16 protein-coding genes and 4 pseudogenes are annotated in these 22,965 nt (G+C 38.0%); 12 read left to right on the plus strand and 8 right to left on the minus strand.

From position 1 onward, the window contains the following. Nucleotides 1-235 precede the first annotated feature (235 nt). Both pepF and RGF10_RS12400 read left to right on the plus strand, forming a co-directional pair. A pseudogene (gene pepF, locus RGF10_RS12395) lies at nt 236-2,022 on the plus strand (oligoendopeptidase F). A 331-nt stretch (nt 2,023-2,353) separates the two neighbouring features. After that, nucleotides 2,354-2,743 (plus strand): MarR family winged helix-turn-helix transcriptional regulator, encoded by a 390-nt coding sequence (locus RGF10_RS12400; protein WP_318502479.1) that lies wholly within the window; start codon nt 2,354-2,356, stop codon nt 2,741-2,743. Between the two features lie 267 nt (nt 2,744-3,010). On the opposite strand, the gene RGF10_RS12405 is transcribed toward RGF10_RS12400, so the two are convergent. Next, complete coding sequence (locus RGF10_RS12405; RefSeq protein WP_318502481.1) at nt 3,011-4,501, minus strand: peptide MFS transporter; 1,491 nt, start codon at nt 4,499-4,501, stop codon at nt 3,011-3,013. A gap of 586 nt (nt 4,502-5,087) precedes the next feature. Here RGF10_RS12405 and RGF10_RS12410 point away from each other — a divergent pair. From RGF10_RS12410 to RGF10_RS12440, 7 genes and pseudogenes are all read left to right on the plus strand, one after another. Beyond that, nucleotides 5,088-6,647 carry a Vga family ABC-F type ribosomal protection protein gene (locus RGF10_RS12410; protein WP_318502483.1) on the plus strand — a complete coding sequence of 520 codons (1,560 nt, stop codon included), beginning with the start codon at nt 5,088-5,090 and terminating at the stop codon, nt 6,645-6,647. Between the two features lie 107 nt (nt 6,648-6,754). Beyond that, nucleotides 6,755-9,039, plus strand: a pseudogene (locus RGF10_RS12415) (ATP-dependent DNA helicase). 227 nt (nt 9,040-9,266) lie between these two features. Next, a complete protein-coding gene (locus tag RGF10_RS12420; protein WP_318502485.1) occupies nt 9,267-9,488 on the plus strand; it encodes a hypothetical protein in 222 nt (73 codons plus the stop codon). Nucleotides 9,489-9,640: 152 nt separating this feature from the next. Continuing rightward, nucleotides 9,641-10,135 carry a PaaI family thioesterase gene (locus RGF10_RS12425; RefSeq protein WP_318502488.1) on the plus strand — a complete coding sequence of 165 codons (495 nt, stop codon included), beginning with the start codon at nt 9,641-9,643 and terminating at the stop codon, nt 10,133-10,135. 255 nt (nt 10,136-10,390) lie between these two features. After that, nucleotides 10,391-10,606, plus strand: coding sequence for a hypothetical protein (locus RGF10_RS12430; RefSeq protein ID WP_318502490.1), 216 nt, complete (start codon nt 10,391-10,393; stop codon nt 10,604-10,606). 180 nt (nt 10,607-10,786) lie between these two features. After that, nucleotides 10,787-12,941: pseudogene (recQ, locus tag RGF10_RS12435) on the plus strand (DNA helicase RecQ). A gap of 577 nt (nt 12,942-13,518) precedes the next feature. Then, complete coding sequence (locus tag RGF10_RS12440; protein WP_318502491.1) at nt 13,519-14,313, plus strand: enoyl-CoA hydratase/isomerase family protein; 795 nt, start codon at nt 13,519-13,521, stop codon at nt 14,311-14,313. A gap of 48 nt (nt 14,314-14,361) precedes the next feature. On the opposite strand, the gene RGF10_RS12445 is transcribed toward RGF10_RS12440, so the two are convergent. From RGF10_RS12445 to RGF10_RS12475, 7 genes are all read right to left on the minus strand, one after another. Then, the gene (locus RGF10_RS12445; RefSeq protein WP_318502493.1) at nt 14,362-15,186 is read right to left on the minus strand and encodes a hypothetical protein; all 825 of its coding nucleotides are present in this window, start codon (nt 15,184-15,186) and stop codon (nt 14,362-14,364) included. A gap of 118 nt (nt 15,187-15,304) precedes the next feature. Then, nucleotides 15,305-15,652, minus strand: coding sequence for a MaoC/PaaZ C-terminal domain-containing protein (locus tag RGF10_RS12450; RefSeq protein ID WP_318502495.1), 348 nt, complete (start codon nt 15,650-15,652; stop codon nt 15,305-15,307). Continuing rightward, nucleotides 15,649-16,044 carry a MaoC family dehydratase gene (locus RGF10_RS12455; RefSeq protein ID WP_318502497.1) on the minus strand — a complete coding sequence of 132 codons (396 nt, stop codon included), beginning with the start codon at nt 16,042-16,044 and terminating at the stop codon, nt 15,649-15,651. The genes RGF10_RS12450 and RGF10_RS12455 overlap by 4 nt, the downstream gene beginning before the upstream one ends. Next, nucleotides 16,041-17,138: an acetyl-CoA C-acyltransferase gene (locus tag RGF10_RS12460; RefSeq protein WP_318509442.1), complete on the minus strand. Its 1,098-nt coding sequence runs from the start codon at nt 17,136-17,138 to the stop codon at nt 16,041-16,043. The genes RGF10_RS12455 and RGF10_RS12460 overlap by 4 nt, the downstream gene beginning before the upstream one ends. Next, entirely contained in the window at nt 17,134-17,439 is a 306-nt protein-coding gene (locus tag RGF10_RS12465) for an AMP-binding enzyme (RefSeq protein WP_318502499.1), read from the minus strand. Before RGF10_RS12465 ends, RGF10_RS12460 begins: the two co-directional genes overlap by 5 nt. Next, entirely contained in the window at nt 17,436-18,599 is a 1,164-nt protein-coding gene (locus RGF10_RS12470; RefSeq protein ID WP_318502501.1) for an AMP-binding protein, read from the minus strand. The genes RGF10_RS12465 and RGF10_RS12470 overlap by 4 nt, the downstream gene beginning before the upstream one ends. Nucleotides 18,600-18,664: 65 nt before the next feature. Then, nucleotides 18,665-19,219, minus strand: coding sequence for a biotin transporter BioY (locus RGF10_RS12475; RefSeq protein WP_318509444.1), 555 nt, complete (start codon nt 19,217-19,219; stop codon nt 18,665-18,667). Between the two features lie 206 nt (nt 19,220-19,425). Between RGF10_RS12475 and RGF10_RS12480 the strand changes: the two genes are divergently transcribed. The 3 genes and pseudogenes from RGF10_RS12480 to RGF10_RS12490 all read left to right on the plus strand — a co-directional run bounded on the left by RGF10_RS12480 (nt 19,426) and on the right by RGF10_RS12490 (nt 22,852). Then, the gene (locus RGF10_RS12480) at nt 19,426-20,028 is read left to right on the plus strand and encodes a hypothetical protein (protein ID WP_318502503.1); all 603 of its coding nucleotides are present in this window, start codon (nt 19,426-19,428) and stop codon (nt 20,026-20,028) included. Between the two features lie 160 nt (nt 20,029-20,188). Further along, a complete protein-coding gene (locus RGF10_RS12485; RefSeq protein ID WP_318502505.1) occupies nt 20,189-21,325 on the plus strand; it encodes an amidohydrolase in 1,137 nt (378 codons plus the stop codon). 137 nt (nt 21,326-21,462) lie between these two features. Continuing rightward, nucleotides 21,463-22,852, plus strand: a pseudogene (locus RGF10_RS12490) (amino acid permease). Nucleotides 22,853-22,965: the final 113 nt, after the last annotated feature.

Genomic DNA, 22,965 nt, shown 5'->3' on the forward strand with positions numbered 1-22,965 from the left:
TGATTTGCCAAATATGCAGGCTTGTTTTATAAAAGGAGATATATTTTATTGATTGATCAGAATAAATTTTAATAAATAATAAGAATCATCCATCTCATCTGAATATTAAACAAAATGTTCGACCTTCGTGTTATTTCCTTACGAGTCTTATTGATCCAATTCACACATAAGCATATTGATAGAAGGATTTTTGGAAAACGGGTAAAATTTAACCAAAATGAATGGAGGGAATTTCATGACTACCTATAAGTCAAGAACAGAAGTTCCAATCAACGAAAAATGGAATTTAGCGGACCTATACACTGACCTTAACAAATGGGAAGAGGACTTAGCTAAAATTGAAATAATGGTAGGGAAACTTAAAGAATTTGACGGAACCATTCATGATGGAAAAAGCTTATATCAGTATTTAAAACAGAGTGAGGAGTTATCCTTTTTATTTAACAGAGTTTACGCTTATTGTATGTTAAAGGTGGATGAAGATACACGAAATACGTCGTCCCAATCATTATTGGATCGAGCGAGGAGTCTTAGTGTAAAGGTAAGCTCGGCGACATCCTTTTTCATGCCTTATTTATTGAGCTTGGATGAGGAAACCTTAAAGAGTTATATTTCTGAAGAAGAAGGCTTAGATTACTTTGCAGAAGATCTGTTTGACTCCTTTCGCTATAAGGCACATGTATTAAGTAAGGAGCAGGAATCGATTTTATCTCAGTTAGGGGAAGCTTTATCAGCACCGTCCAATACGTTTGGCATGATTAATAATGCTGATATAAAATTTGGAGATATTGTTGCTGATAATGGTGAAAAAATTGAACTAACACGTGGGATGTATTCGAAAATAATAGAGGATGAAGATCGTAACAAGCGGCGGGAAGCCTATAAGGCTTATTACAAACCATATGTGTCTGCTAAAAATACGATTGCTTCAACCTTATCAGCTGCAATTAAAACCAATGCGACCATGGCGAGAATTAGAAATTATCCTTCTGCATTAGAGAAAGCTTTATTTGGTGATAATGTTCCAAAGGATGTATATACAAATCTCATTCTTTCCACTAAAAAAAACATCGCCCCTTTGCACCGATACACGAATATTCGCAAGGAAAAATTACAATTGGACGAACTTCGTCAATATGATCTGAGCGTGCCTTTAGTCAAGGGTGTAAAAAAGGAAATCCCTTATGAAGATGCCTTTAAGTTAATGCTCAAAGGATTAGAACCGTTGGGGAGTGAGTACCTCAACATACTCCAAGAATTTAAAAATTCTCGCTATATTGATGTGCGTGAAACCCCGGGAAGAGGTCTGGGGCTTATAACTTAGGGGTTTATGGAGTACACCCATACATTCTTTTAAATCATCAGGACGATTTAGATAGTTTATTTACATTAGTACATGAATGTGGACATGGAGTACATAGCAAATTAAGTTCACAGCATCAGCCACAGATCACCGCTCGCTATAGTATATTTGTTGCCGAGGTCGCTTCAACTGTGAATGAAGTGCTGATGATTAATTATTTAATTAACCACGAGCAAGACCCAGAAATGAAACGTTTCTTAATTAATCATTTTATCGATAAGTTTAAAGGGACCTTTTTCACTCAAGTGATGTTTGCTGAATTTGAAATGAAGACTCATGAATTGGCCGAAAAAGGGCAGCCGCTAAATGTGGAAGTTTTTAATGAATTATATGAAAGCTTATTTATTGAATACAATGGACCTGAGGTTGTATTAGATGAAGAAGTAAAATTTGGTTGGTCGCGCATTCCGCATTTTTATCGACCATTTTATGTATATAAATACGCAACAGGCTTCGCGTCTGCTATTCATATTGCAACGAAAATTCTTGAAGGTGATCAAAAAACCTTAACGAGTTACCTAGAATTCTTAAAAAGTGGCAGCTCAGATTATCCGCTTCAGTTGCTGCAAAAAACAGGAGTAGATCTCACTGCATCAACACCTATCGAAAACACTCTAATGAGGTTTGAAGAACTGGTCAAAGAATTTTCAAATTTGTAATGAACAAAAATGAAACCAGACAACAGTCAAAAAGTTGACCACTGTCTGGTTTTTTCTTATTGATGGCATAGGTAAACTTTAATATTGAAGTAGACGGTAAAAACGAAACCGATTGTAAAAAAAATCACGCCACTGATTGAGGTCGGAGAGAAGAAATCCATTAGCGCCACTATGGTTCACCACCTTTAACGAGTATATAATGTAAACAAAATTCACCAATTAATAGAATAAAATGGTGAGACGAAAAAATATATCTTAATACGATATATTGTGATATTTTATATTATATCGTGATAAGATATATTTATCAATATGAAAGTAGGGAAAATAGTTGAAAAAACCTGTTTCGAAGGAAGTTTATGAATATTTAGCAGAATTTCGCTATCAATTACGTAAGTTTCAAAAATTTAGTGAAACAGCGGCCAAACAGATTGGGATAACACCACAGCAGCATCAATTGATATTAGCTATTAAAGGCTTTCCAGGTCGGGATTATGTTACGGCAAGAGAGTTAGCGGAAAGATTACAAATTACCCATCATGCTTGTGTTGGATTAACGGACCGATGTGAGGCACTTGGGTTAGTATCTCGCAGGAAAAATCCCGAAGACGGCCGAAGCATTCTTATCGAAGTAACTCCGCATGGAAGTCAATTGTTAGAAAAGCTTTCTGAGATTCATTTAGAGGAAATAAAACAGATCGGCTTTTTTAAAGAGTTTTAAAATAGGCTGTAAAAAGAAAGGTCTTGATTTTTGAGCACACTGTTGATTGGAGCGGAAGGTGCGAGACTCCTGCGGGAGAAGGTGTCGCGGGAGACCCCACAGGCGCTAAGGCGCCGAGGAGGCTCCCGGACTCCCCGCGGAAAGGGAGCACCTGGAGCGGAAATCAACAGTCAAATTTAACCCAGTTTAAAATAAAAAAGAGTGCCCTTTCCTCTTAGTAATACAGTGTATTACTTAAAGGGAGGGACACTCTTTTTATTATGATTTTTATCTTACACCCTTCATATAACTTTGAATTTTCGGTGCAAGCATTAATAGAATAATACCAAGTAAAATTGAAGCTCCACCTATTCCTCCAAAATAAAGAGTTTCAGTGTCAGCAGAGTAAAACTTAACGAGCTGGGCATTAATCGCTTGTGCAGCAGCACTTGCTAAGAACCATAAGCTCATGATTTGTGCAGAGAAAGCAGCTGGTGCTAATTTGGTAGTTGCAGATAATCCTACTGGAGATAATAATAATTCTCCGAATACACAGATTAAAATACTTAGCGCTAACCATAATGGGTTAACTAATGAATCATCTCCACCAATCATCGCAGGTAAAAGAATCACAAGGAATGAAAAACCTGAGAAAAGCAATGATAACGCAAATTTTTGTGGAATCGTTGGTTGACGCTTTCCTAATTTCACCCACATCCAAGCAAAAATTGGTGCAAAGGTAATAATAAATAATGGATTTAATGATTGGATCCATGCAGGAGAGATATTAAAACCTGCAAAATTCAACTGTGTACGTGTTTCAGCATAGATTGCAAGAATCGTTGAGCCTTGTTCTTGAATTGCCCAAAACATTACGGCAGCAATGAATAGTGGAATATATGCGATCAAACGTGAACGTTCAACAGCAGTTGTTTTTGGACTGCGATACATGATAATGAAATAAGTAGTTGGAATCAGAATCGCGAGAATTGTAACTAGATTAATAAAGCTTTCAAAAGTTAAAAGTCCCATTGGAATTAATATGGCGAATAAAATAGCGATAATCGCAACAGCTAAACCAATAAAGGTGAAGGTTTTCTTCTTTTCTGAAGGCGAAAGCGGATTCGGAACATTTGTTCCAGCTAGCCCAAGGTTCTTTTTCTTTGTTAAAACAAACATAACTAATCCTAAGAACATTCCAATTGCAGCAACACCAAAACCTAAGTGGAAGCTTGTTTTCATTATAGATCCGACAATTAGCGGAGATAAGAACGCTCCCATGTTAATTCCCATATAGAAGATTGTGAAACCTGCATCACGACGATTATCTTGCTCACTGTACATATCACCAACTATGGTTGAAACGTTTGGCTTCAATAAACCAGTTCCAAGCACAATCAGGACCATGGAAAGGATAAACATCGTAAAGCTTCCAGGGATAGCTAAAACAATGTGACCTAACATAATTAATATTCCACCGTAAAATACCGCTTTAGATGGACCGAATATCCGATCAGCTAACCAGCCACCGATAATACCACTCATATAAACTAATGAACCGTAAATGGATACGATGGATGCTGCGAGGGATTGGTCAATCCCTAATCCGCCTTTAGAGATTTCAAAATACAAATAATATACGAGGATCGCTTTCATCCCGTAGTAGGAGAAACGCTCCCAAAATTCTGTGAAGAAAAGAGTGAATAAGCCTTTAGGATGTCCAAAGAATCCTTTTTGCGGAACACTATCCACAATTTTCTGTCTATTAATTCCTGACATGTTACAACCTCCTTGTTATTTTAATATAATACTTATACGAGTTTGATAATGTCAAAACCTATTTTTTAGTGACATTATCGATGAATGAAAAAACATTGAAATTGCGGCATTTATCGCGGTCTTTACGGAAAAAGAAAGTTTTTTTAGAAAAATAAAGTTTTTTTGATATAATAAAATTTTATAAATATCCAGAAATTTAAGGGCGTATGATTTAGACCGTATAGGTGTGTGTTTTGATCGATTAATCTTTTTAGTGGCAGCTAATTGTGGTGGGCATTGAAGGTTGACAGAGGTCTTTTTGTTGGATATTGTAAAAATAGATAAACACGGAAGGGTGACCCAATTAAATGATTTTATAATCCTATTTTTCGAAGACTATAAATTAATGACAAGCGAATTAGCGGTGAATATACTGCTCTAATTTGTGTTGTTTTTAATTTGCGTTTTCAGGATAGGATTGGCTTCATTATGTGGGTTCAAATAGGGAGATCTCCCTATATATTTGTGAACCTAAGCCTCCTATCCTGAATGCAGGTAGGAGGCTTTTTTATGAGTCTCCATCATATTTGAAAATGGAGATGATCTTATGCTATTAGAAGCAAATCAGATAAAGCAATACATGAAAGACAAAATTTTATTAGATATTGAACATCTAACGATTGGGTCAAATGATCGAATTGGCCTGGTAGGCCGAAACGGTTCAGGGAAAACAACCCTATTGGAGATTTTAGCAGGTAAGAGGACTCCCGATAGCGGCGTCATCACCATAAATACATCTTTAGAGTTTCTACCACAGCTGAAAAGGACAAATACAACCAAAAGTGGTGGTGAAGTTACGCAGGAATATATTAACCAAGCGATTACGAGTAATGCAGAGATTCTGTTTGCGGATGAGCCAACAACCCATCTTGACACAGCGCATATTGAATGGTTAGAGGAAAAGCTTGCGAATTGGCTTGGAGCGCTCGTTCTTATCTCACATGACCGCGCCTTTTTGGATTCGCTTTGTACAGTCATTTGGGAAATAGATAACAAAAACATAACGGTGTACAAAGGAAATTATTCTGATTACGTTGACCAAAAAGAGCTGGAACGGCGGACACATCAGACAGAATATGAAAAATATGAAAAAAAGAAAAAGCAACTGGAAGAAGCAATTATTTTAAAGGAACGAAAAGCAGAAAAGGCGACAAAGAAGCCGAAAAATGTGAATTTAGCTGAAGCGAGGAATTCAAAACCTTATTACGCAAATAAGAAAAAAAAGCTGCAACAAACGGCCAAAGCAATGGAAACTCGTCTAGAAAAGCTAGAAAAAGTAGAAAAGGGTGGAGAATTGGCGCCAATCAAGATGAATTTGCCCAATGAAGCCATCTTTAAAAATAAGATTGTTCTTCGAGTTAACCATCTGCAAGGAGCAGTCGGTAAGCGAATTTTATGGAAGGGAGGGAGCTTTACTGTTCGAGGCGGGGATAAGCTGGCCATTATTGGTGCGAACGGAAGTGGGAAAACGACCCTACTAAAGAAAATGATTGAGGGAGATAGTGCCATTTCTATTTCGCCGTTGATGAAGATCGGTTACTTTAGTCAAAATCTCGATAGCCTTTTAGCCGAAAAATCAATATTGGAGAACGTGCAGCTAACCTCAAATCAGGATGAAACGTTTATCCGCACCGTATTAGCTCGACTTCATTTTTTCAGAGAAGATGTTTATAAGAAAGTTGGAGTACTAAGTGGAGGTGAGCGAGTAAAAGTTGCCTTTGCTAAATTGTTCGTTAGTGACATCAATACATTGATTCTAGATGAACCAACAAACTTCTTAGATATTCAATCGGTTGAAGCATTAGAATCACTGCTTGAACAATATGAGGGAACCATCATCTTCGTTTCCCATGATCGCCGGTTTATTTCGCAAATAGCCAATCGAATCATCGAAATTAAGGATGGACAGCTCCAGCTATTTGAAGGTCCCTATAACGAATTCATTCAGTATAAACCAATGCAAGCAATCCAGGTTGATTACGAAGAAAAACGTCTGCTGATTGAAACGAAAATAACCGAGGTGTTAAGTCGCCTTAGCATTGAACCATCTCCGGAATTAGAAATTGAGTTTCAAAGATTATTAGCGGAAAAGCGGACTATGTCCTAACTATTCAACGATTCTATTCCGTTCATTCTGTGATTTTCGAAACGATTTCTGCTATACTTGAAATAGAACATATATTCTGTTGTTTGGTATTAGGAAGTTGGTGTTTTGTGTTAAACGAGGTATGTATTTCAGTTAGAACGCTAGTTGAATATGTGTATAGCAGCGGGAGTATTGACTCTCGTTTCCGCTCGCAATCCACGTTCATTGATGGCACAAAGATTCATCAAAGTGTCCAGAAAACCTATGCTGAAGGAGATTTGAAAGAACTGTATCTTCGGGCAGAGATACCATTTGAAGATCAGATTTTCATCATTGAAGGCAGATGTGATGGTCTACTATTTCAGGACGACGGAAGTGTTATGGTCGATGAAATCAAATCATTCTCACTGCCGCTTGATCAGATCGAGCCCGAAGGATATCCAGTACACTGGGCCCAAGCTAAAATGTATGCCTATCTGTATGCGCTTGATCACCATCTTGAACAAATATCTGTCCAGTTGACTTATGTGCATGTTGAAACAGAAGAAAAAAAGTATTTGAAAAATAAATACCATATCGATGAACTCGAAGTTTTTGCATTAGAGGTGTTAAAGGGGTATGCACCGTTTTCGAAACTACAACATGCACATTCGCTGAAACGGAATCGGACGATATCCCAATTAACCTTCCCATTTGTAACGTTTCGAGAAGGGCAAAGAAAGCTTGCGGCAGCAGTTTTTAAGACAATCTTAAACGAAAAAAACCTTTTTGTTAAGGCGCCAACCGGAATCGGAAAAACAATATCAACGCTGTTTCCTGCTGTTAAGGCTTTGGGAGAAGGGCATATCAACAAGATATTTTATTTAACAGCAAAAACCATAACGAGAACGACGGCCGAGGAAGCTTTTCGTCGGATGCAAGCGAATGGTGTTGAGTTGAAAACGGTCACAATTACGGCCAAGGATAAGGTTTGTTTTCAAGAGGAAACGAAATGCCAACCAGAGTATTGTTCATTTGCTAAAGGTTATTATGATCGGATTAATGAAGCAGTCTTAGATATTCTTGCACATGAGCATAGCATGACTAGGGGTGTAATTGAGGAATACGCCCGTAAGCATTCTGTCTGTCCATTTGAGTTTTCAATTGATTTAGCCTATGCTGCTGATGCGGTTATATGTGACTATAATTATATTTTTGACCCGCGCGTGTCCTTAAAACGTTTACTAGAGGAGCAAAAAAAATCTACTGTGCTGTTAATTGATGAAGCACATAATCTCGTTGATCGAGGTCGAGAGATGTTTTCTGCTTCATTAAATAAAGCTGATTTTCTTTCACTGAAAAATGAACTTAAAGGTCGACAACATGAACTTTACCAGATTGCAAATAGCTTGAATTCTGCGTTTAATAAGATAAAAAAGGAAATGAATGATCAAAAAGAGTATGTACTTTCTTCACTTGATCCTGAATTCAAAGATAAATTAACCCTATTTATCAGATTGGCGCAACAAGTTCTTGTACAGGATGATACTTTTACCGAGATTCTATTGGATACCTACTTTAATGCTCAAAGGTTTTTGAGAATTTATGAACTTGTTGACGAACATTTTGTTATTTATGCTAAGAAATATAGAAATGACTTGATGCTTAAGTTATTTTGCCTTGACCCATCCAGTCTTTTAAGGCAAATGACCAAAGGGGTTCGGGCAAAGGTGTTTTTTCTGCAACACTTACGCCATTGCCATATTATCAAGAAATACTTGGTGGAACAGAGGAAGACTACCTTTTGTCCATTCCTTCACCGTTCAAACAGGAACAGGTCGATGTCTATATTCAGCCTTTGTCTACCCGATTACCACATCGTGAGCGAACGAAGGAACAGATTACGGCGATGCTCCAATCATTAATAAAGAGTAGACAGGGAAATTACTTGGTGTTTTTTCCATCGTATCAATATTTAATCACTGTGTTTGAACACTTCAAACAGATCGACACGAAAACGAAAACGTTAGTGCAAACAAGAGATATGAATGAAGATGACAGGGAGGCGTTTTTAGAGACATTCCATGCTGACGAAAAAGAACCATTGATCGGTTTCGCGGTCCTTGGCGGAATTTTTTCAGAAGGTGTTGATTTGGTTGGTAATTCATTAAATGGAGTGGTCGTGGTGGGTGTTGGCTTACCCCAACTCAGTTTTGAACGTAATCTAATGAGGGATTTCTTTTCAGCAAATAACAAAAACGGGTATGAATATGCGTATGTGTATCCTGGAATGAATAAAGTGTTACAAGCTGGCGGAAGATTGATTCGATCAGAAGCCGACCAAGGGACGATTGTTCTTGTGGATGATCGCTTTTTAAAGAATCCCTATTTACCCTTACTTCCAGTACAATGGCAACATTTCACCATTATATAAAAGGAAAAAGCAAGAATCTCTGTTTTGAGAATTCCTGCTTTTTCCTTTTATTACTAAGACTGGCAATAACCTATATGTTTATTGAATAAAATAAAACAACAAGTGCTATAAGTCATTGTTTTTGACAATGTTTTATTTCTATTATTAGATTAAATTATTGAAATATTAAAACAGTGTTTTTGTCGCCATTCAATTTTTGTGAATCGTATACTAGCGGGGGAACGATAATGATTAGATGCGCTGTTTCAGCTGTAGTGGGGTTTATCCTGATATTTATTGAATCGATGATCGTGATGAAATTAAAAGGGTACGAAACAATCGAATTTGGTGGAATTGCGCCGTTTATGAATGTTTGGGCGATGAATTTCGTGTTCGTGTTCGCTATCCTAACTCAGGTCATAAATTGGTATGAGACGAGAGAGGAATTAAAAGAAGATAGGAATATATAAATTTATGTAAACAGAGACCTAATCCGGGTCTTTTTCTTTAGCCGTGGATTTTAATTGGAAAAAAGTTGTAATGAAGCTCCACGATAAATTTCCGCAATTTTCAACCAATTCAGATAAAATATGGTATAATGAAACAAAAAGGAGGTAATGGTGTGGCAGAGACGATTGAAAAGGTTGTAAATGCAATTCAAGATGAGTATCCAGATGATTTTGCGTGGTGTTATGGATGTGGTCGACTAAATGAACACGGACATCAGCTTCGGACAGGTTGGCAAGGGGAAAAAACATTGACAATTTATGAACCGAAGCCAGAGCATACAGCTCTACCAGGTTTCGTTTATGGTGGTGTTGTTGCTTCTTTAATTGATTGTCACGGGACTGGGTCCGCGGCATTGACATTACATAAGAAGAATGGACATGAGGTCGGAGATGGCGTCGAACCGCCTCGTTTTGTAACCGCTTCCCTAAAGGTGGATTTCCTAAAGCCTACGCCTCATGGTGTACCACTAAAAGCTGTGGGAACGGTCCAAGAAATCCATCCAAAAAAGTTTAAAGTCGAAACAGAAGTATATGCAAATGATACCCTTTGTGCTCGTGGTGAGGTTGTCGCTGTTGTGATGCCGAGTACCTTTGTAAAAAAAGACTAAGATTATGATTGTGATTATGTACTAAAAGTGGGGAAATTTGCTCTTCTCCACTTTTTTTCTTGCTTTTATTTATATAGACAACTAAAAGAATTTACCACTAGTCACACAAGCGAAACTTTAAAAGCGTATAATAAAGATAAGGTAAATGTTTTTATCCCTAACAGCTTGAACGAAATATGATTTCAAAACAATCACTTGGGGGAGTCAAATGGAAGCCTTCTTGTTAGGATTTAACTGGGGGATTGGGGACTCATATTGGTTGGTTTTCTTATTTGGGGAATGATTATTGCTTCAGGTCTGTTTTTCCTTCATGCCATTTGGAAAAAATCATGGAAATCGTATGTTTACAGTGGTTTGTTATTTTTAATCCCTTCAATGATGTTATTTACTCAGCCAGGATATACGAGACTATTTATTCTTTTGCCAATCATAGCCTTTATTTTGGCACTTTACACAAAAGGTAAACGATAATAACATTATGTTAACTATTCGGATAATTAGTTGGTAAGGAACTCATGATAGTATGGGTTCCTTTGTTTATTTGGAACGATTACGTTCTTATTCTTGTGTCTATTTATACAAAAACTCCGTTTAAAACTGTATAATTAAAGGTGCGAAAAATTAGTCTCCAATAATGGAGGAGGATCAATATTGTATCAAGCTGCAGAGCAAATATTAAAAACGCATTTTGGCTATGATGAATTCCGCGATGGTCAAAAAGCCACGTTGAAACACATCTTTAGCGGTGACAACACACTTTGTGTAATGCCTACAGGAGGAGGGAAATCTCTCTGCTATCAAATCCCCGCACTTGTTTTTTCTGGAACAACCATCGTCATCTCTCCACTTATTTCCTTAATGAAGGACCAAGTCGATACACTTCTACAGCTAGGAATCTCTGCTACATACATCAATAGCAGTTTATCAAGTGCAGAAATGAATGAAAGGATGATGCTCGCACGAACAGGTCATTATAAGCTCATTTATATCTCTCCTGAACGTCTGGAATCAGGGCAATTTTTAAGTGAGTTAGAAGGAATCGAGATTCCGCTCATCGCTGTCGATGAGGCGCACTGTATCTCGCAATGGGGCCATGATTTTCGTCCGAGTTATCTCTACATCTCTAGCATCCTAAACCACATTCAATCAAAACCGATTATTCTTGCGTTAACAGCAACAGCGACAACACAGGTTCGGAATGATATTTGTCAATCACTACATATCTCACAGGAAGTTGTAACAAGCTTTGAGCGAAATAATCTTTCCTTTTCAGTCGTTAAAGGACAGGATCGAGATCGATTTTTGCTTGATTATTTAAAGAAAAATGAAAAAGAGTCAGGGATTATTTATGCAGCAACACGCAAAGTAGTCGATACGCTTTATCAAACACTTCAAAAAGCGAATATAAATGTTGCACGTTATCATGCAGGCTTAAGTGATAATGAGCGATTTCAACAACAAAATGATTTTTTACAGGATGAAAAACCGGTCATGATTGCGACAAATGCCTTCGGAATGGGGATCGATAAATCCAATGTTAGATTTGTTATTCACTACCAAATGCCTCGAAATATGGAAAGCTATTATCAAGAGGCGGGTAGGGCTGGTCGTGATGGTTTAGAAAGTACCTGTATATTAATGTACGGTCCAAGCGATACACAAGTACACCGTTTTTTAATCGATCAGTCATTAGAGCGTGACCGAATCGGGCTCGAGCTCGAAAAGCTCCAGCAAATGGTTGCATATTGTCATACGGAGCATTGTCTTCAATCATGGATTGTCGAATATTTTAATGAAGCCTCCAAAGGTCCGTGCGGACAGTGCAGTAATTGTACCGATATAAGGCAGTCAGTTGATGTTACGAAGGAGGCGCAAATTGTCCTGTCCTGTATCGTCAGAATGGGGCAGCGATTTGGCAAGGCCGCTGTCGCGAAGGTGTTAACCGGATCTAGAAGCAAATCGGTTACACAATTCAGATTTGATCAGTTAACAACGTATGGAATGATGCAGGAGAAAAGCGTGAAGGATGTAACAGAATTTATTGATTATTTAATCACGGAAGATGTTATTGGAGTAGAAAATGGTCAGTTTCCAACCATCTATGTTTCAACTAAAGGAAAAGCCGTACTTACCTGGAAAACAAACGGTTACGAGAAAAGAAGAAATTAGGGCAAAAACCATTTCTAAAGCTGATCCTTTATTTGAGGAGCTTCGTTCACTCCGAAAGACGATTGCTGAACAGGAGAAAGTACCGCCTTTTGTGATATTCTCTGATTCTAGTTTACAAGATATGTGTAAAAAACTGCCTAAAACAAACGGAGAATTTTTACAAGTTAAAGGTGTTGGTGCTCATAAACTAGAAAAATATGGACTTCCGTTTCTTCAAGCCATTCGAACTTTTTGCGAAAATCATCCAGATCGAGAACCAAGCTTAGTGGAGGAAAATGGATTACATTTAGAGGAAGAAAAACTTTCTAGAACAAAAAGAGAGCAAAGTGGTGTGAAAGAAACAAAGCCCTCACATCTAATCAGTTATGATCATTACATGGAAGGAGTATCCTTTGCTGATATCGCAAAAGTGCGTAACATGTCCCTTATCACCATTCAATCTCATATTATTCGATGTGCAGAGGAGGGGCTCGACATCAATTGGGACAAGGAGTTACCGTTGGAATACCGACCGAAAATTGAAGAAGCGGTTAGGACTGCCGCGACTGATAAACTTAAACCAATTAAGGAACTGCTTCCAGAAGAGGTTTCATACTTTATGATTCGGGCTTATTTCTTCCTAAATCAACCTAAATAATCAAAAACCCGACTATTCGAATAGTCGGGTTTTTGATTAAAAGAAGCCCTGCAGTAATTGTCTAAAGCTAAAAGCCCCTAATGAAGTAACACTCATGATCAAAACAGCCAGCGATAAGTATAGTGAATAGCTAGATTTTCTGAAGATGCGGTATAAAAAGTAAGAAGAACAAACAATGCCAAACAAAAACAAAATCGTCCAAAGAGAATTAATTAATGTAGCACTTTCAAAATGGAATATGTAATAAAAATAATAGTAGAGATTTGAAAGTAATAATACGCTCAGAATGAGCTTGTCTAACCTTATCACCTTCAACATGTCATCATCACCCCCGTCTAACATTACCCATATTTTAACATTATTTTAGTATTATTACAAATATTCTGACATTAAATCCAATCGCATTATGAATGTTAGAAAAAAAGAATTATTTTCCTATTCACCAATAGTGTTGTAGAACAGTATGTTATAATTACAAAGACGGAACATTCAATCAATTGTTGTCGGAAATTGTGCGAATTTAATTCTGGTTACATATAAAATGTTCGATAATCATTCGGTAAAGGAGAGAGTACGGATGCGGGTAGGAATTAAGAGAATGACGGAGGAGCAAGCGAAAATTACTTTACAGGAAGCTGCTGGGCTTGCAATCATTACGATTCATCGTCCTCAGAAACGTAATGCGTTGACTGCAAATATGTGGGATCAATTGGCACAAATTGGAGAACAGGTTTTAGAAAATCCCAAAAATAGAGTATTGCTGCTTAGAGGAGCAGGAGAGCAATTTACAGCGGGTTCGGACCTAGGTGAATTTCATGAAATGACATTAGAAGAAGCGGAGAATGCCTTTGTGTTAATGGAAAAAGCCATTTCCACAATTGAAGGCTTGCCTCTACCCACCATTGGAGTCATAAATGGACCAGCAATGGGAGCTGGATTAGAGCTTGCGCTTGCCTGTGACATAAGAATCGGATCCGATAAAGCAAGATTAGGAATTCCAGTTGGGAAATTAGGGATCACCTTAAATAATAAATTTGCCAAGCGAATTGTTGATTTAGTGGGTCCAAGTGTAACAAAAGAACTAGTCTATTTAGGAAGAATATTAAAGGCTGAAGAGGCATATTCCTTAGGCATGCTAAATTATTTAGTAGAAGAATCAGAATTAGACCGTTATGCTTTTAAAATGGGCAAATTAGTTGCATCAATGTCACCTGCATCACTTCTTGCTGTGAAAAAATCGGTCAATGAATGCATTAATAGTGCTCCTGTCCTATGGAATGGTTCTACACCTTTTGTTGATGAGCACGATTTCCCAGAAGGAGTAGCAGCGTTTGTTGAAAAACGTGCCCCTCAGTTTATGCGTCGCACATAAGACTCATCAAGATATTTGCAGTTTATACTTAAATAAAAAATGGAAAGCTCAAAGATTTCTAGAGCTTTCCATTTTTTTTGCGAGATGGATAGTAAGATTTACGGAATATAGTTCAATGTTTAAGTTTTGCTGAAAATGGTAGCGAATGTCTTTTTGCATTTCTTCAATCATTTCAATGATATTACCACCAAAGGGGTATTTAATCGAGATGCTTGCACGGAGGATCGGTAAGCCTTCCAAATGAAACTCAACCGACTTGCATTCCTCAATGAGAGGATATTGAGAACAAATGATTTCGATCATATTTTGAAATACTTTCTTATGTATTTTTATCGCTCCACGGTGAAAATCGGGATGAACAATCGTGTTTTCGCCAATTCTTTCTTTTTTTGATGAGAAAATATCAACGCCCCGCTGAATAAGCTTCTTAAAGAAATTTTGGTCAACTTGTTTGTATGGAATGGGAATAATGTGTTTTCCCTCTGTTTTGCGAATAAATTGTGCAAGTTTTATTTCACTAGAAGTACGGATATCCTCAACATAATAATAGTGCTTTATATTACCAAGCTTTAACCGTTCTGCGATTAAACGAGTCATCTTATCTGAAGTTCCGATTATCAATATCCGGTCTATATAGTAATTACTGATGGCCATTTGGACTTCCTTTAAGTGATCTTCATCAAAAAAGGTTGCCCGCTTAACGGCAGTGAGTGCATTCTTCTCAAACTTGGCCGATGTACCGGCAATTCTTTGCCCGTTGAAAATTAGCAAGCCATCATCAATGAGTGCGGGGATTCTATGCTTATGAGCAAAAGCTATGGCGCTTGTACTTTTTCCAGTCCCACTAGCTCCACTTAGAGAAAAAACTTCCATATAGACGCTCCTAAATAGTTTGACTTTTCTATATTTTATTGTATTTTCCGTTTTATGTCATCAAAATGCGTTTGACAGATTTTTCAGTCGTAAAATGAAATAAGGAGGGAGCTTATCCTTATTTTTTCAGCATAATTTTACCCTTTAAAATAGGTTTACCAGAACATAAACCGTTCAATAAAATCATCTCATCATTTTTCTCCACATTTAGTGTAACAATATCACCAACAAACACTGGTGCGAGAAATTTAAGTTCGTACTTTTCCGGCCAAGCGCTATCCGTAAGTAAATGACAAGAAAGAACACTCCACACTTTTCCCATTGATAGCATTCCATGGGCAATTTTATCCTGATACCCATGATCCCGAGCGTAATTGGAATCTAAATGAACGGGATTGTAGTCGCCGGATATGTTTGCATACCCTTCAATATCAACCTCCGTTATGATGAAGCCAATCGTTTTCATGAGAGATCACCTGCAATAAGTTGTGAAATTCCTTCAAAACAAAGGACTTGATCACAATCAACAATCCGAAGTATTTGGTTAACCACTTGATAGTTTTTCCGCATTGTTTTCTCCTTTAAGAGAACCTGTGCAAAATATGGTGTGTTAATATACATTGTTTGATGATGAATACATTCCTGTGACCGATGAATAAGCGGCTCTTTTAGTGTCCATGGTATCTCAATCCATTTATAAGCAATCATCGGCATCGTAGGAGGAAGCGGAATGGTTTGATGACCATTGCTTTGAGCGCTTTCAATATTTGTGTAAATTGGATTACGGTCATCTGTAACTTTGATGTATTGCCTTACATCCTGTTCCCGAAACACTATTTCTATACTCTCTGTTTTCACATAACCACCTCAAAAAGTATTGCAACGCCGATTCCTCCGCCACTGCCCACCGCTGCTATTACATATTTTGCATTCTTTCGCCTTTTTACCTCATGAACCAATCGGGTGACAAGGATTGCACCAGATGCCCCGTATGGGTGTCCCATTGTTAAGGCACCGCCACATACATTCAGTTTATCGGACGGGATAGAAAGCTGTTCTTGGCAGGCAACTATCTTTGATGCGAATGCTTCATTTATTTCGATTATATCAATATCGTCCATTACCAATTTGTTTCTTGATAAAAGCTCTGTTATTGCAGGGACAGGGGATATGCCTGGAAAATTTGGATGTACGCCTGAAACGACACTATCGACAAAGCGTATCACAGGATTAAACCCATTCATCTTGGCCAATTTCTCTTCCATTACCAGTACAGCACTGGCACCATCATTAATCCCACAACTATTTGCAGCGGTCACAGTACCATTTTCTTTCATAAAGATTGGCTTTGCTCGTTTTAAAAGAAGTTCATAATTACGCTTCTTCGAAAATTCCTCATCAACGGATTGAGTGGAAATCGGTACAATTTCTTCATTAAACAAGTCTGCTTGGAAAGACGCCCAGCTCCGCTCATAGCTTAATAAAGCAAATTGATCTTGTTTCGTTCGACTTATCCCATACTCTTTCGCTACTAATTCTGCAGCGACTCCCATATCTGGATCACCAATACTGTCTGGAGAAAAACGGGCCCGTTCTGGAAATGGTGAGGTGCTTGAGCTTTCAACACCACCCGCAAGGTAGCAGTTTCCTGCGCGACCTTGAACAAAATAACAAGCCATGCGAATCGCTTCTAACCCAGCACTGCATTGACGGTCAATTGTTATACCTGTTACAGAAAGAGGTAGGCCAGCTTCGAGTGAAGCAACCCTTGCTACGTTTCCACCAGGACCGACGACATTCCCTAATATCACTTCATCTATTATATTTTCTAAGCCTTCTGCAAGACTTTGAAGAACAGGCGCTGCAAGCTCATGTGGCTGAATATGTCGGAGCATTCCATTTTTTTTCCCAATCGGTGTGCGTTTGGCTTCAACAATTACTGCTCTGTTAATGGCTCATCACCTCTCTTTCAAGTTGTTCCTTTAATTGAGCTCTAGCAATTTTTCCACTGATCGTATAGGGCATTTTATCGACGAATACCCATTTTCTCGGTATTTTATAAGAGGAAAGTGCTTCTTTACAATAGCGAATCAACTCTCGCTTCGTAACGTTGCCAATGATTACTGCGCAGGCAATTTGTCCCCAATATTCATCCTGAATTCCGATAACCGCCACTTCTTCTACCTGTTCATGGGTGGAAATTACTTTTTCAATCTCCTCAGGAAAAAGATTAATCCCACCATATAAAATCATGTTTTTTCTCTTCCTACTATAAATAAATAGCCGTCCTGATCGAGGTAGCCCATATCATCTACAGTTACCCAACCATTAGAATCAACAATGGAGTGGATGGTAGGCAATTGGTGTTGGAGATAGCCAAGAAACAGCATATTGCTGCGAATATATATTTTCCCGATCTCAAAAGGATTGGCCAACTCAAGATTATTACGGCGAATTTGAAGCTCAACACCATAGCACGGCTTTCCAACCGAGCCAGGTTTTATAAGATTCTCATTTTGTGATAGGACGGTAACAAAGCTCAACTCACTTGCACCATAAAATTCAAAACTAGTTAATTGCAGGAACTTTTTATGGATTAACTCTTTTGATCTATCCTCCCATTTTGCACCGGAGGAAATTAATTTAATAGGTTGTGAAATCGTTATGTCTTCCTTTAAGAAAGCATGAATCATTGTGGGTACAACGAACATGGTTGTAATAGACTGTGCTTGAATAATGGAAAGTGCCTGTTTCGATGTGAATTTTTTTAGTAAAGAAACAGTTCCACCTAAATACAAGGTGCTAACGGCTCCATATAAAAAATGTGAGTGGATGAGTGAACCAGGAATGAGAACCCGTTCTTGTTCATTCATATGAAAGTCAAACCTATTACACTTGAAGCTTGCGATCCATGATTCATGGCCGCGAATAAACGCCTTTGGTTCGCCCGTTGTACCTGAAGTAAAGCCCATATAAAATGGGAGATCGGCATTGATCTTTTTTGGTAGAATCTCTTTAAAACTCAAAATTTCTTCCATGCAATCTTCGATCATGATGATATTCGTGCATAAGTGTTTTACCTTTTCTAGCAAAATTCTCGATGTAATGAAGAGGGAGGGACGGGAAATGGCAAATCGTCTCTCGATTTCGATCGGATTCCACCTTGGGTCAAAAAGGACAGCGGTCCAACCAGCAGCAGCTGCGCCTGAAAAGAATTGGAGGAAGGGGACACCATTAGGAAGATAGATTCCAAGTGTTTTATGTTCATCACCGAACGAGTCAAGCCACCGTGCAGTTTTATTAATTAAATTCGCCCATTCGTGATATGTAATCTTTTCCTCTTGTGTTTGAAGTGCTATTTTATTTGGGAATTGCAAAGCGTGCTTTGCATAAGGTTCTGTAATATTACCCATATATCTCACCTTCTTAGTTTTCTAGCTTCATACAAAAGAGACACAATAAATGTGTCTCCGTAGAATTAGGATGCTTTTGCTAATTTTTGTTGGAATGCAGGATGTTTTCTTAAGCGATAAACGATATAGGAAGCAAGTGTTGCTTTTAATATATCGCCTGGGATGTAGACAAGACATAATTTAGCAGCATCCAATACTGGAATATCCATAACGAACGCCTGTACGGGAACTCCAAAAAGGTAAAGCATGAATATTCCAACCGTTAAATTTACTAATAAAATATTTCGTAATTTAACTGAACGAAACCGTGAAATCAGATAACCGATTACGAATGCAGTAAGCGGATAGGCAAATAAGTAACCAGCACTTGGTCCAACGAATACACTAATTCCACCTCTACCACCTGATAACAATGGCATACCTGCTGCAACGAGCAATAAGAAGACGGATAAACTTGTAGCTCCTAGTCTTGCTCCTAAAATCCCTCCAGCAAGTAAGACTCCCAAGGTTTGCAGCGTAATCGGTACTGGTGTGAAGGATAACATAATTGGTGGAACGATTCCAAGTACACCCATAACAGCTGCAAACAATGCAACATAAGTAATTTCCTTAATTTTCATCATAATACCCCATTTTTCATTATTAATAGATAATTTGGACTTTTTTCATAATCCTATTTTAGATGGGATGAATATAATATGTCAACACATTTTATTTTTTGGTTAACGAAGATGACTTTCAATGAATGACGGAGGGTATGGCAGGTTATTTCTGTTTTACCATCTAAATAATTGTGTACAAAAATGAATGAACGAGGTGTTGGGTTGTGGGGAAAGAAAAGAAAAGGGCAATCAATAGTAACCATGGTTCAAATAATGTGAGCCCAGGTATTGTTTTAAGTTCAGGTCCAATTGAAGCCACACCAAATACAGTTATTATTTCGCTAAATATTATTAACATAGACCCAAAGCAAACAAAAGAGGTCATCATTGAAATGAAAAATTGGACAACTTGTCCACCAGAGGAACTAGGAAAAACGGTTTTGTTAGGTGGGGAACCTCTTGATCCAGAAGATATTGGCTATGAAGAGGCAGGAGATGAGGAAGGTGTTGAATTTGATCCAACCATCCATCCGTTAGATATGTTGGAAAATTTCCATGTCATAACAAAACCACTATTTTTCAAAATACCACCGCAAATGCAGTTAACCGTTCTGGCGGATTTCCCCCAACCGCCTTTATCGACATCAAATCCTTGTTATGAGGTACGAATTTCAGTTGTGAATCTAGAAAACCTTTTAATGAGTAGTTATGGTGTTAATGAAGAATTCGATCCACAAGTGGGAAATACAGTGTTACACCAACAGTTTTATTCCAATCCCTATTTGCATTTACCATTTCCAGAAGTTCCAAATAAGAAAAAAAGCTAAACAAGTTCAAGAAAGAGTGAGGTTCCTCATTCTTTTTCATTTTATATATTGAATAATATTATATCGATAAAGTATAATTATGATTTGTTGCTGAATGATAATGTAATTTGTTAAATAAATATTCATATATTTGCGATTTAGGAAAGAAGGGAAAGACAAGTTGGATCCACTTCAGTATATTGATCAGCATAAAGAAGCATTGCTGAATACGTTTCATGAGCTACATGCACTGGCAGAGCCAAGCTGGGAGGAGAAAAAAACCTCAGCTTATATAGAAAATCTTCTTAGAAAAGCTGGACTAAATGTAAAAACCTTTAACCAACATTACGGGATTATTGCTGAGATACCTGGACTGACACAACACGTTGTTGCACTCCGTGCCGATTTAGATGCACTCTTACAAGAGGTGAACGGGGTTGTCAAAGCCAATCATTCCTGTGGTCATGATGCCCACAGCACGATGGTTTTGTACACCGCACTGTCCATTGCTGCTAGTGGTTTTGTGCCAAAGCAGACTCTACGCTTTATTTTTCAGCCTGCCGAAGAGAAGGGTGAGGGCGCACTTCAGATGATAAAAGAAGGTGCACTTAACAATGTCTTTTCTTTATTTGGAATTCATTTACGTCCAATCTTTGAAATTCCACCGATGAAAGCATCACCAGTTATTGTTCATGGATCAGCCGGAACGGTAAAAGGAACGATCCAAGGAATACAGGCCCATGCTTCAAGACCGCAGGACGGAATCAATGCGATTGAGGTTGCGGCGATGCTTGTTGAAAAATTAAGAAATGTTTCACTAGAAACAGATGTACCGTACTCAATAAAAATGACACAGCTACAGGTTGCGAATGAGGCTTCCAATATCATTCCTGGTTTGGCGGATTTCAGTCTTGATTTAAGAGCCCAAACAAATGAGGTAATGGATGAGCTTCAAAAAAAATTGACACAAATCGTGTCCGAGGTTTCAACGCTTAGCGGCGCGAAAATAAATTGGAAATTAGCTGACCTCGTACCAGCAGCCATCCAAAATGAAACGGCTAAGAAAATAGCTACACAAGCAATTGTAGACATTTTAGGTAAAGAGAATATTATCCCAGTTTGCACCTCAAATGGTGGCGAGGATTTTCATTTTTATACGGCAAAGAGTAAAGGATTAAAAGCGACAATGATCGGATTAGGGTGCGGCCTAAGTCCTGGGCTACATCATCCAGAAATGACTTTCCATTTGGATGCCTTATTATATGGAACAAAAATATTAACAAAAACGATATTGCTAGCATCAGAACAATCATCATAAAACTTATTACAGCTTAGAGGTGTATCATGTCAAATTCACAACATGCAAGACAACCATATTATGAAGAAAATAGCAGCAATCCATCATCACAGTCAGGGGAACTGCTTGAACGAAAGCTTAAAACAAGACATCTTTCCATGATTGCGATTGGCGGGACGATTGGAACGGGTCTCTTTTTAGCAAGCGGAGCGACAGTTGCCCAAGCAGGACCAGGTGGAGCCTTGGCCGCCTACCTTATTGCCGGAATCATGGTATTCTTTCTGATGACAAGCCTAGGAGAAATGGCTGCATTTATTCCGATAACAGGTTCATTTAGTACGTATTCATCTAGGTTTGTTGACCCTGCATTAGGGTTCGCAATTGGCTGGAATTATTGGTACAACAATGCGATTATCGTGGCTTTAGAATTATCGGCTTCAGCTTTAATTATGAAATATTGGCTACCAGATGTACCAGGGATTATTTGGAGCGCTTTGTTTTTAGTCCTTATTTTAGGGTTAAATATATTGTCGGTTAAAGGGTATGGAGAATCTGAATTTTGGTTTGCTTTAATTAAAGTGGCAACGATAATTATTTTTATCGTAATCGGTCTATTGATGATTTTCGGTATTATGAATGGTCATGAGGGTGGCTTTGAAAACTTTACAAAAGGGGAAGCTCCATTTAAAGGTGGGGTTCTATCTATTATAAGTGTCTTTATGATTGTTGGTTTTGCCTTTCAAGGTACAGAGCTGGTCGGTGTAGCAGCAGGTGAAAGTGAGAACCCTGGGAAGGATATGCCAAAAGCGATTAAACAAATCTTTTGGAGAATCCTATTGTTTTATGTATTAGCAATCATTATTATTGGTAGTTTGATAAGCTACAATGATCCACAGTTATTAAGCTCAGATTTAGAAAATGTCGCGGTTAGTCCATTTACACTTGTGTTTAAAAATGCTGGTTTAGCCTTTGCAGCGGCGTTGATGAACGCTGTCATCCTAACATCTGTTTTATCTGCTGGAAATTCTGCGTTATATGCAGCAGCACGAGTACTTTGGGTATTAGCGAAAGAGGGTAAGGCTCCAAAATTCCTGAAAAAGGTTAATAAAAGAGGATTGCCGGCAAATGCCTTATATGTGTCTACATTTATCGGTATGTTCTGTTTCCTTACCTCACTGTTCGGTGACGGAACGGTTTATACGTGGTTATTAAATGCCTCTGGTTTAGCCGGATTTCTATCCTGGCTAGGTATTTCGATCACACATTATCGCTTCCGTAAAGCCTATGTAGCGCAAGGCCGAGATTTAAATGATTTGCCTTATGTTGCAAAGTGGTATCCATTTGGGCCAATTTTAGCGACTGCATTATGTATTGTTGCCATTTTGGGCCAAAATTATGGAGCCTTTTTCGGACCTGGATATTGATTGGTATGGAATTTTAGTTTCCTATATTGGACTTCCATTATTTTTATTGACTTATCTTGGTTATAAATGGGTCAAGAAAACAAAAGTCGTTAAACTCAACGAGGCAGACTTTAGTCAAGAGTAATTAGAATACTAAGTTAAATGTTTTAGCGCCCATTTTCAAAAAAGAACGGTTTTGTCTCACCATGTAGACAGACTGTCCTCTTTATAATGTGGCGCTTTTATTTGAATGGAGGT

The sequence above is a fragment of the Bacillus sp. T3 genome (assembly GCF_033449965.1).
In the GTDB taxonomy this organism is placed as follows: domain Bacteria; phylum Bacillota; class Bacilli; order Bacillales; family Cytobacillaceae; genus Bacillus_BU.

What these genes read in the sequence shown, in the direction of transcription:
- RGF10_RS12405 (WP_318502481.1), bottom strand. Translation starts at nt 4,501, where the DNA reads ATGTCAGGAATTAATAGACAGAAAATTGTGGATAGTGTTCCGCAAAAA.
- RGF10_RS12410 (WP_318502483.1), top strand. Translation starts at nt 5,088, where the DNA reads ATGCTATTAGAAGCAAATCAGATAAAGCAATACATGAAAGACAAAATT.
- RGF10_RS12420 (WP_318502485.1), top strand. Translation starts at nt 9,267, where the DNA reads ATGATTAGATGCGCTGTTTCAGCTGTAGTGGGGTTTATCCTGATATTT.
- RGF10_RS12440 (WP_318502491.1), top strand. Translation starts at nt 13,519, where the DNA reads ATGCGGGTAGGAATTAAGAGAATGACGGAGGAGCAAGCGAAAATTACT.
- RGF10_RS12445 (WP_318502493.1), bottom strand. Translation starts at nt 15,186, where the DNA reads ATGGAAGTTTTTTCTCTAAGTGGAGCTAGTGGGACTGGAAAAAGTACA.
- RGF10_RS12450 (WP_318502495.1), bottom strand. Translation starts at nt 15,652, where the DNA reads ATGAAAACGATTGGCTTCATCATAACGGAGGTTGATATTGAAGGGTAT.
- RGF10_RS12465 (WP_318502499.1), bottom strand. Translation starts at nt 17,439, where the DNA reads ATGATTTTATATGGTGGGATTAATCTTTTTCCTGAGGAGATTGAAAAA.
- RGF10_RS12470 (WP_318502501.1), bottom strand. Translation starts at nt 18,599, where the DNA reads ATGGGTAATATTACAGAACCTTATGCAAAGCACGCTTTGCAATTCCCA.
- RGF10_RS12475 (WP_318509444.1), bottom strand. Translation starts at nt 19,219, where the DNA reads ATGAAAATTAAGGAAATTACTTATGTTGCATTGTTTGCAGCTGTTATG.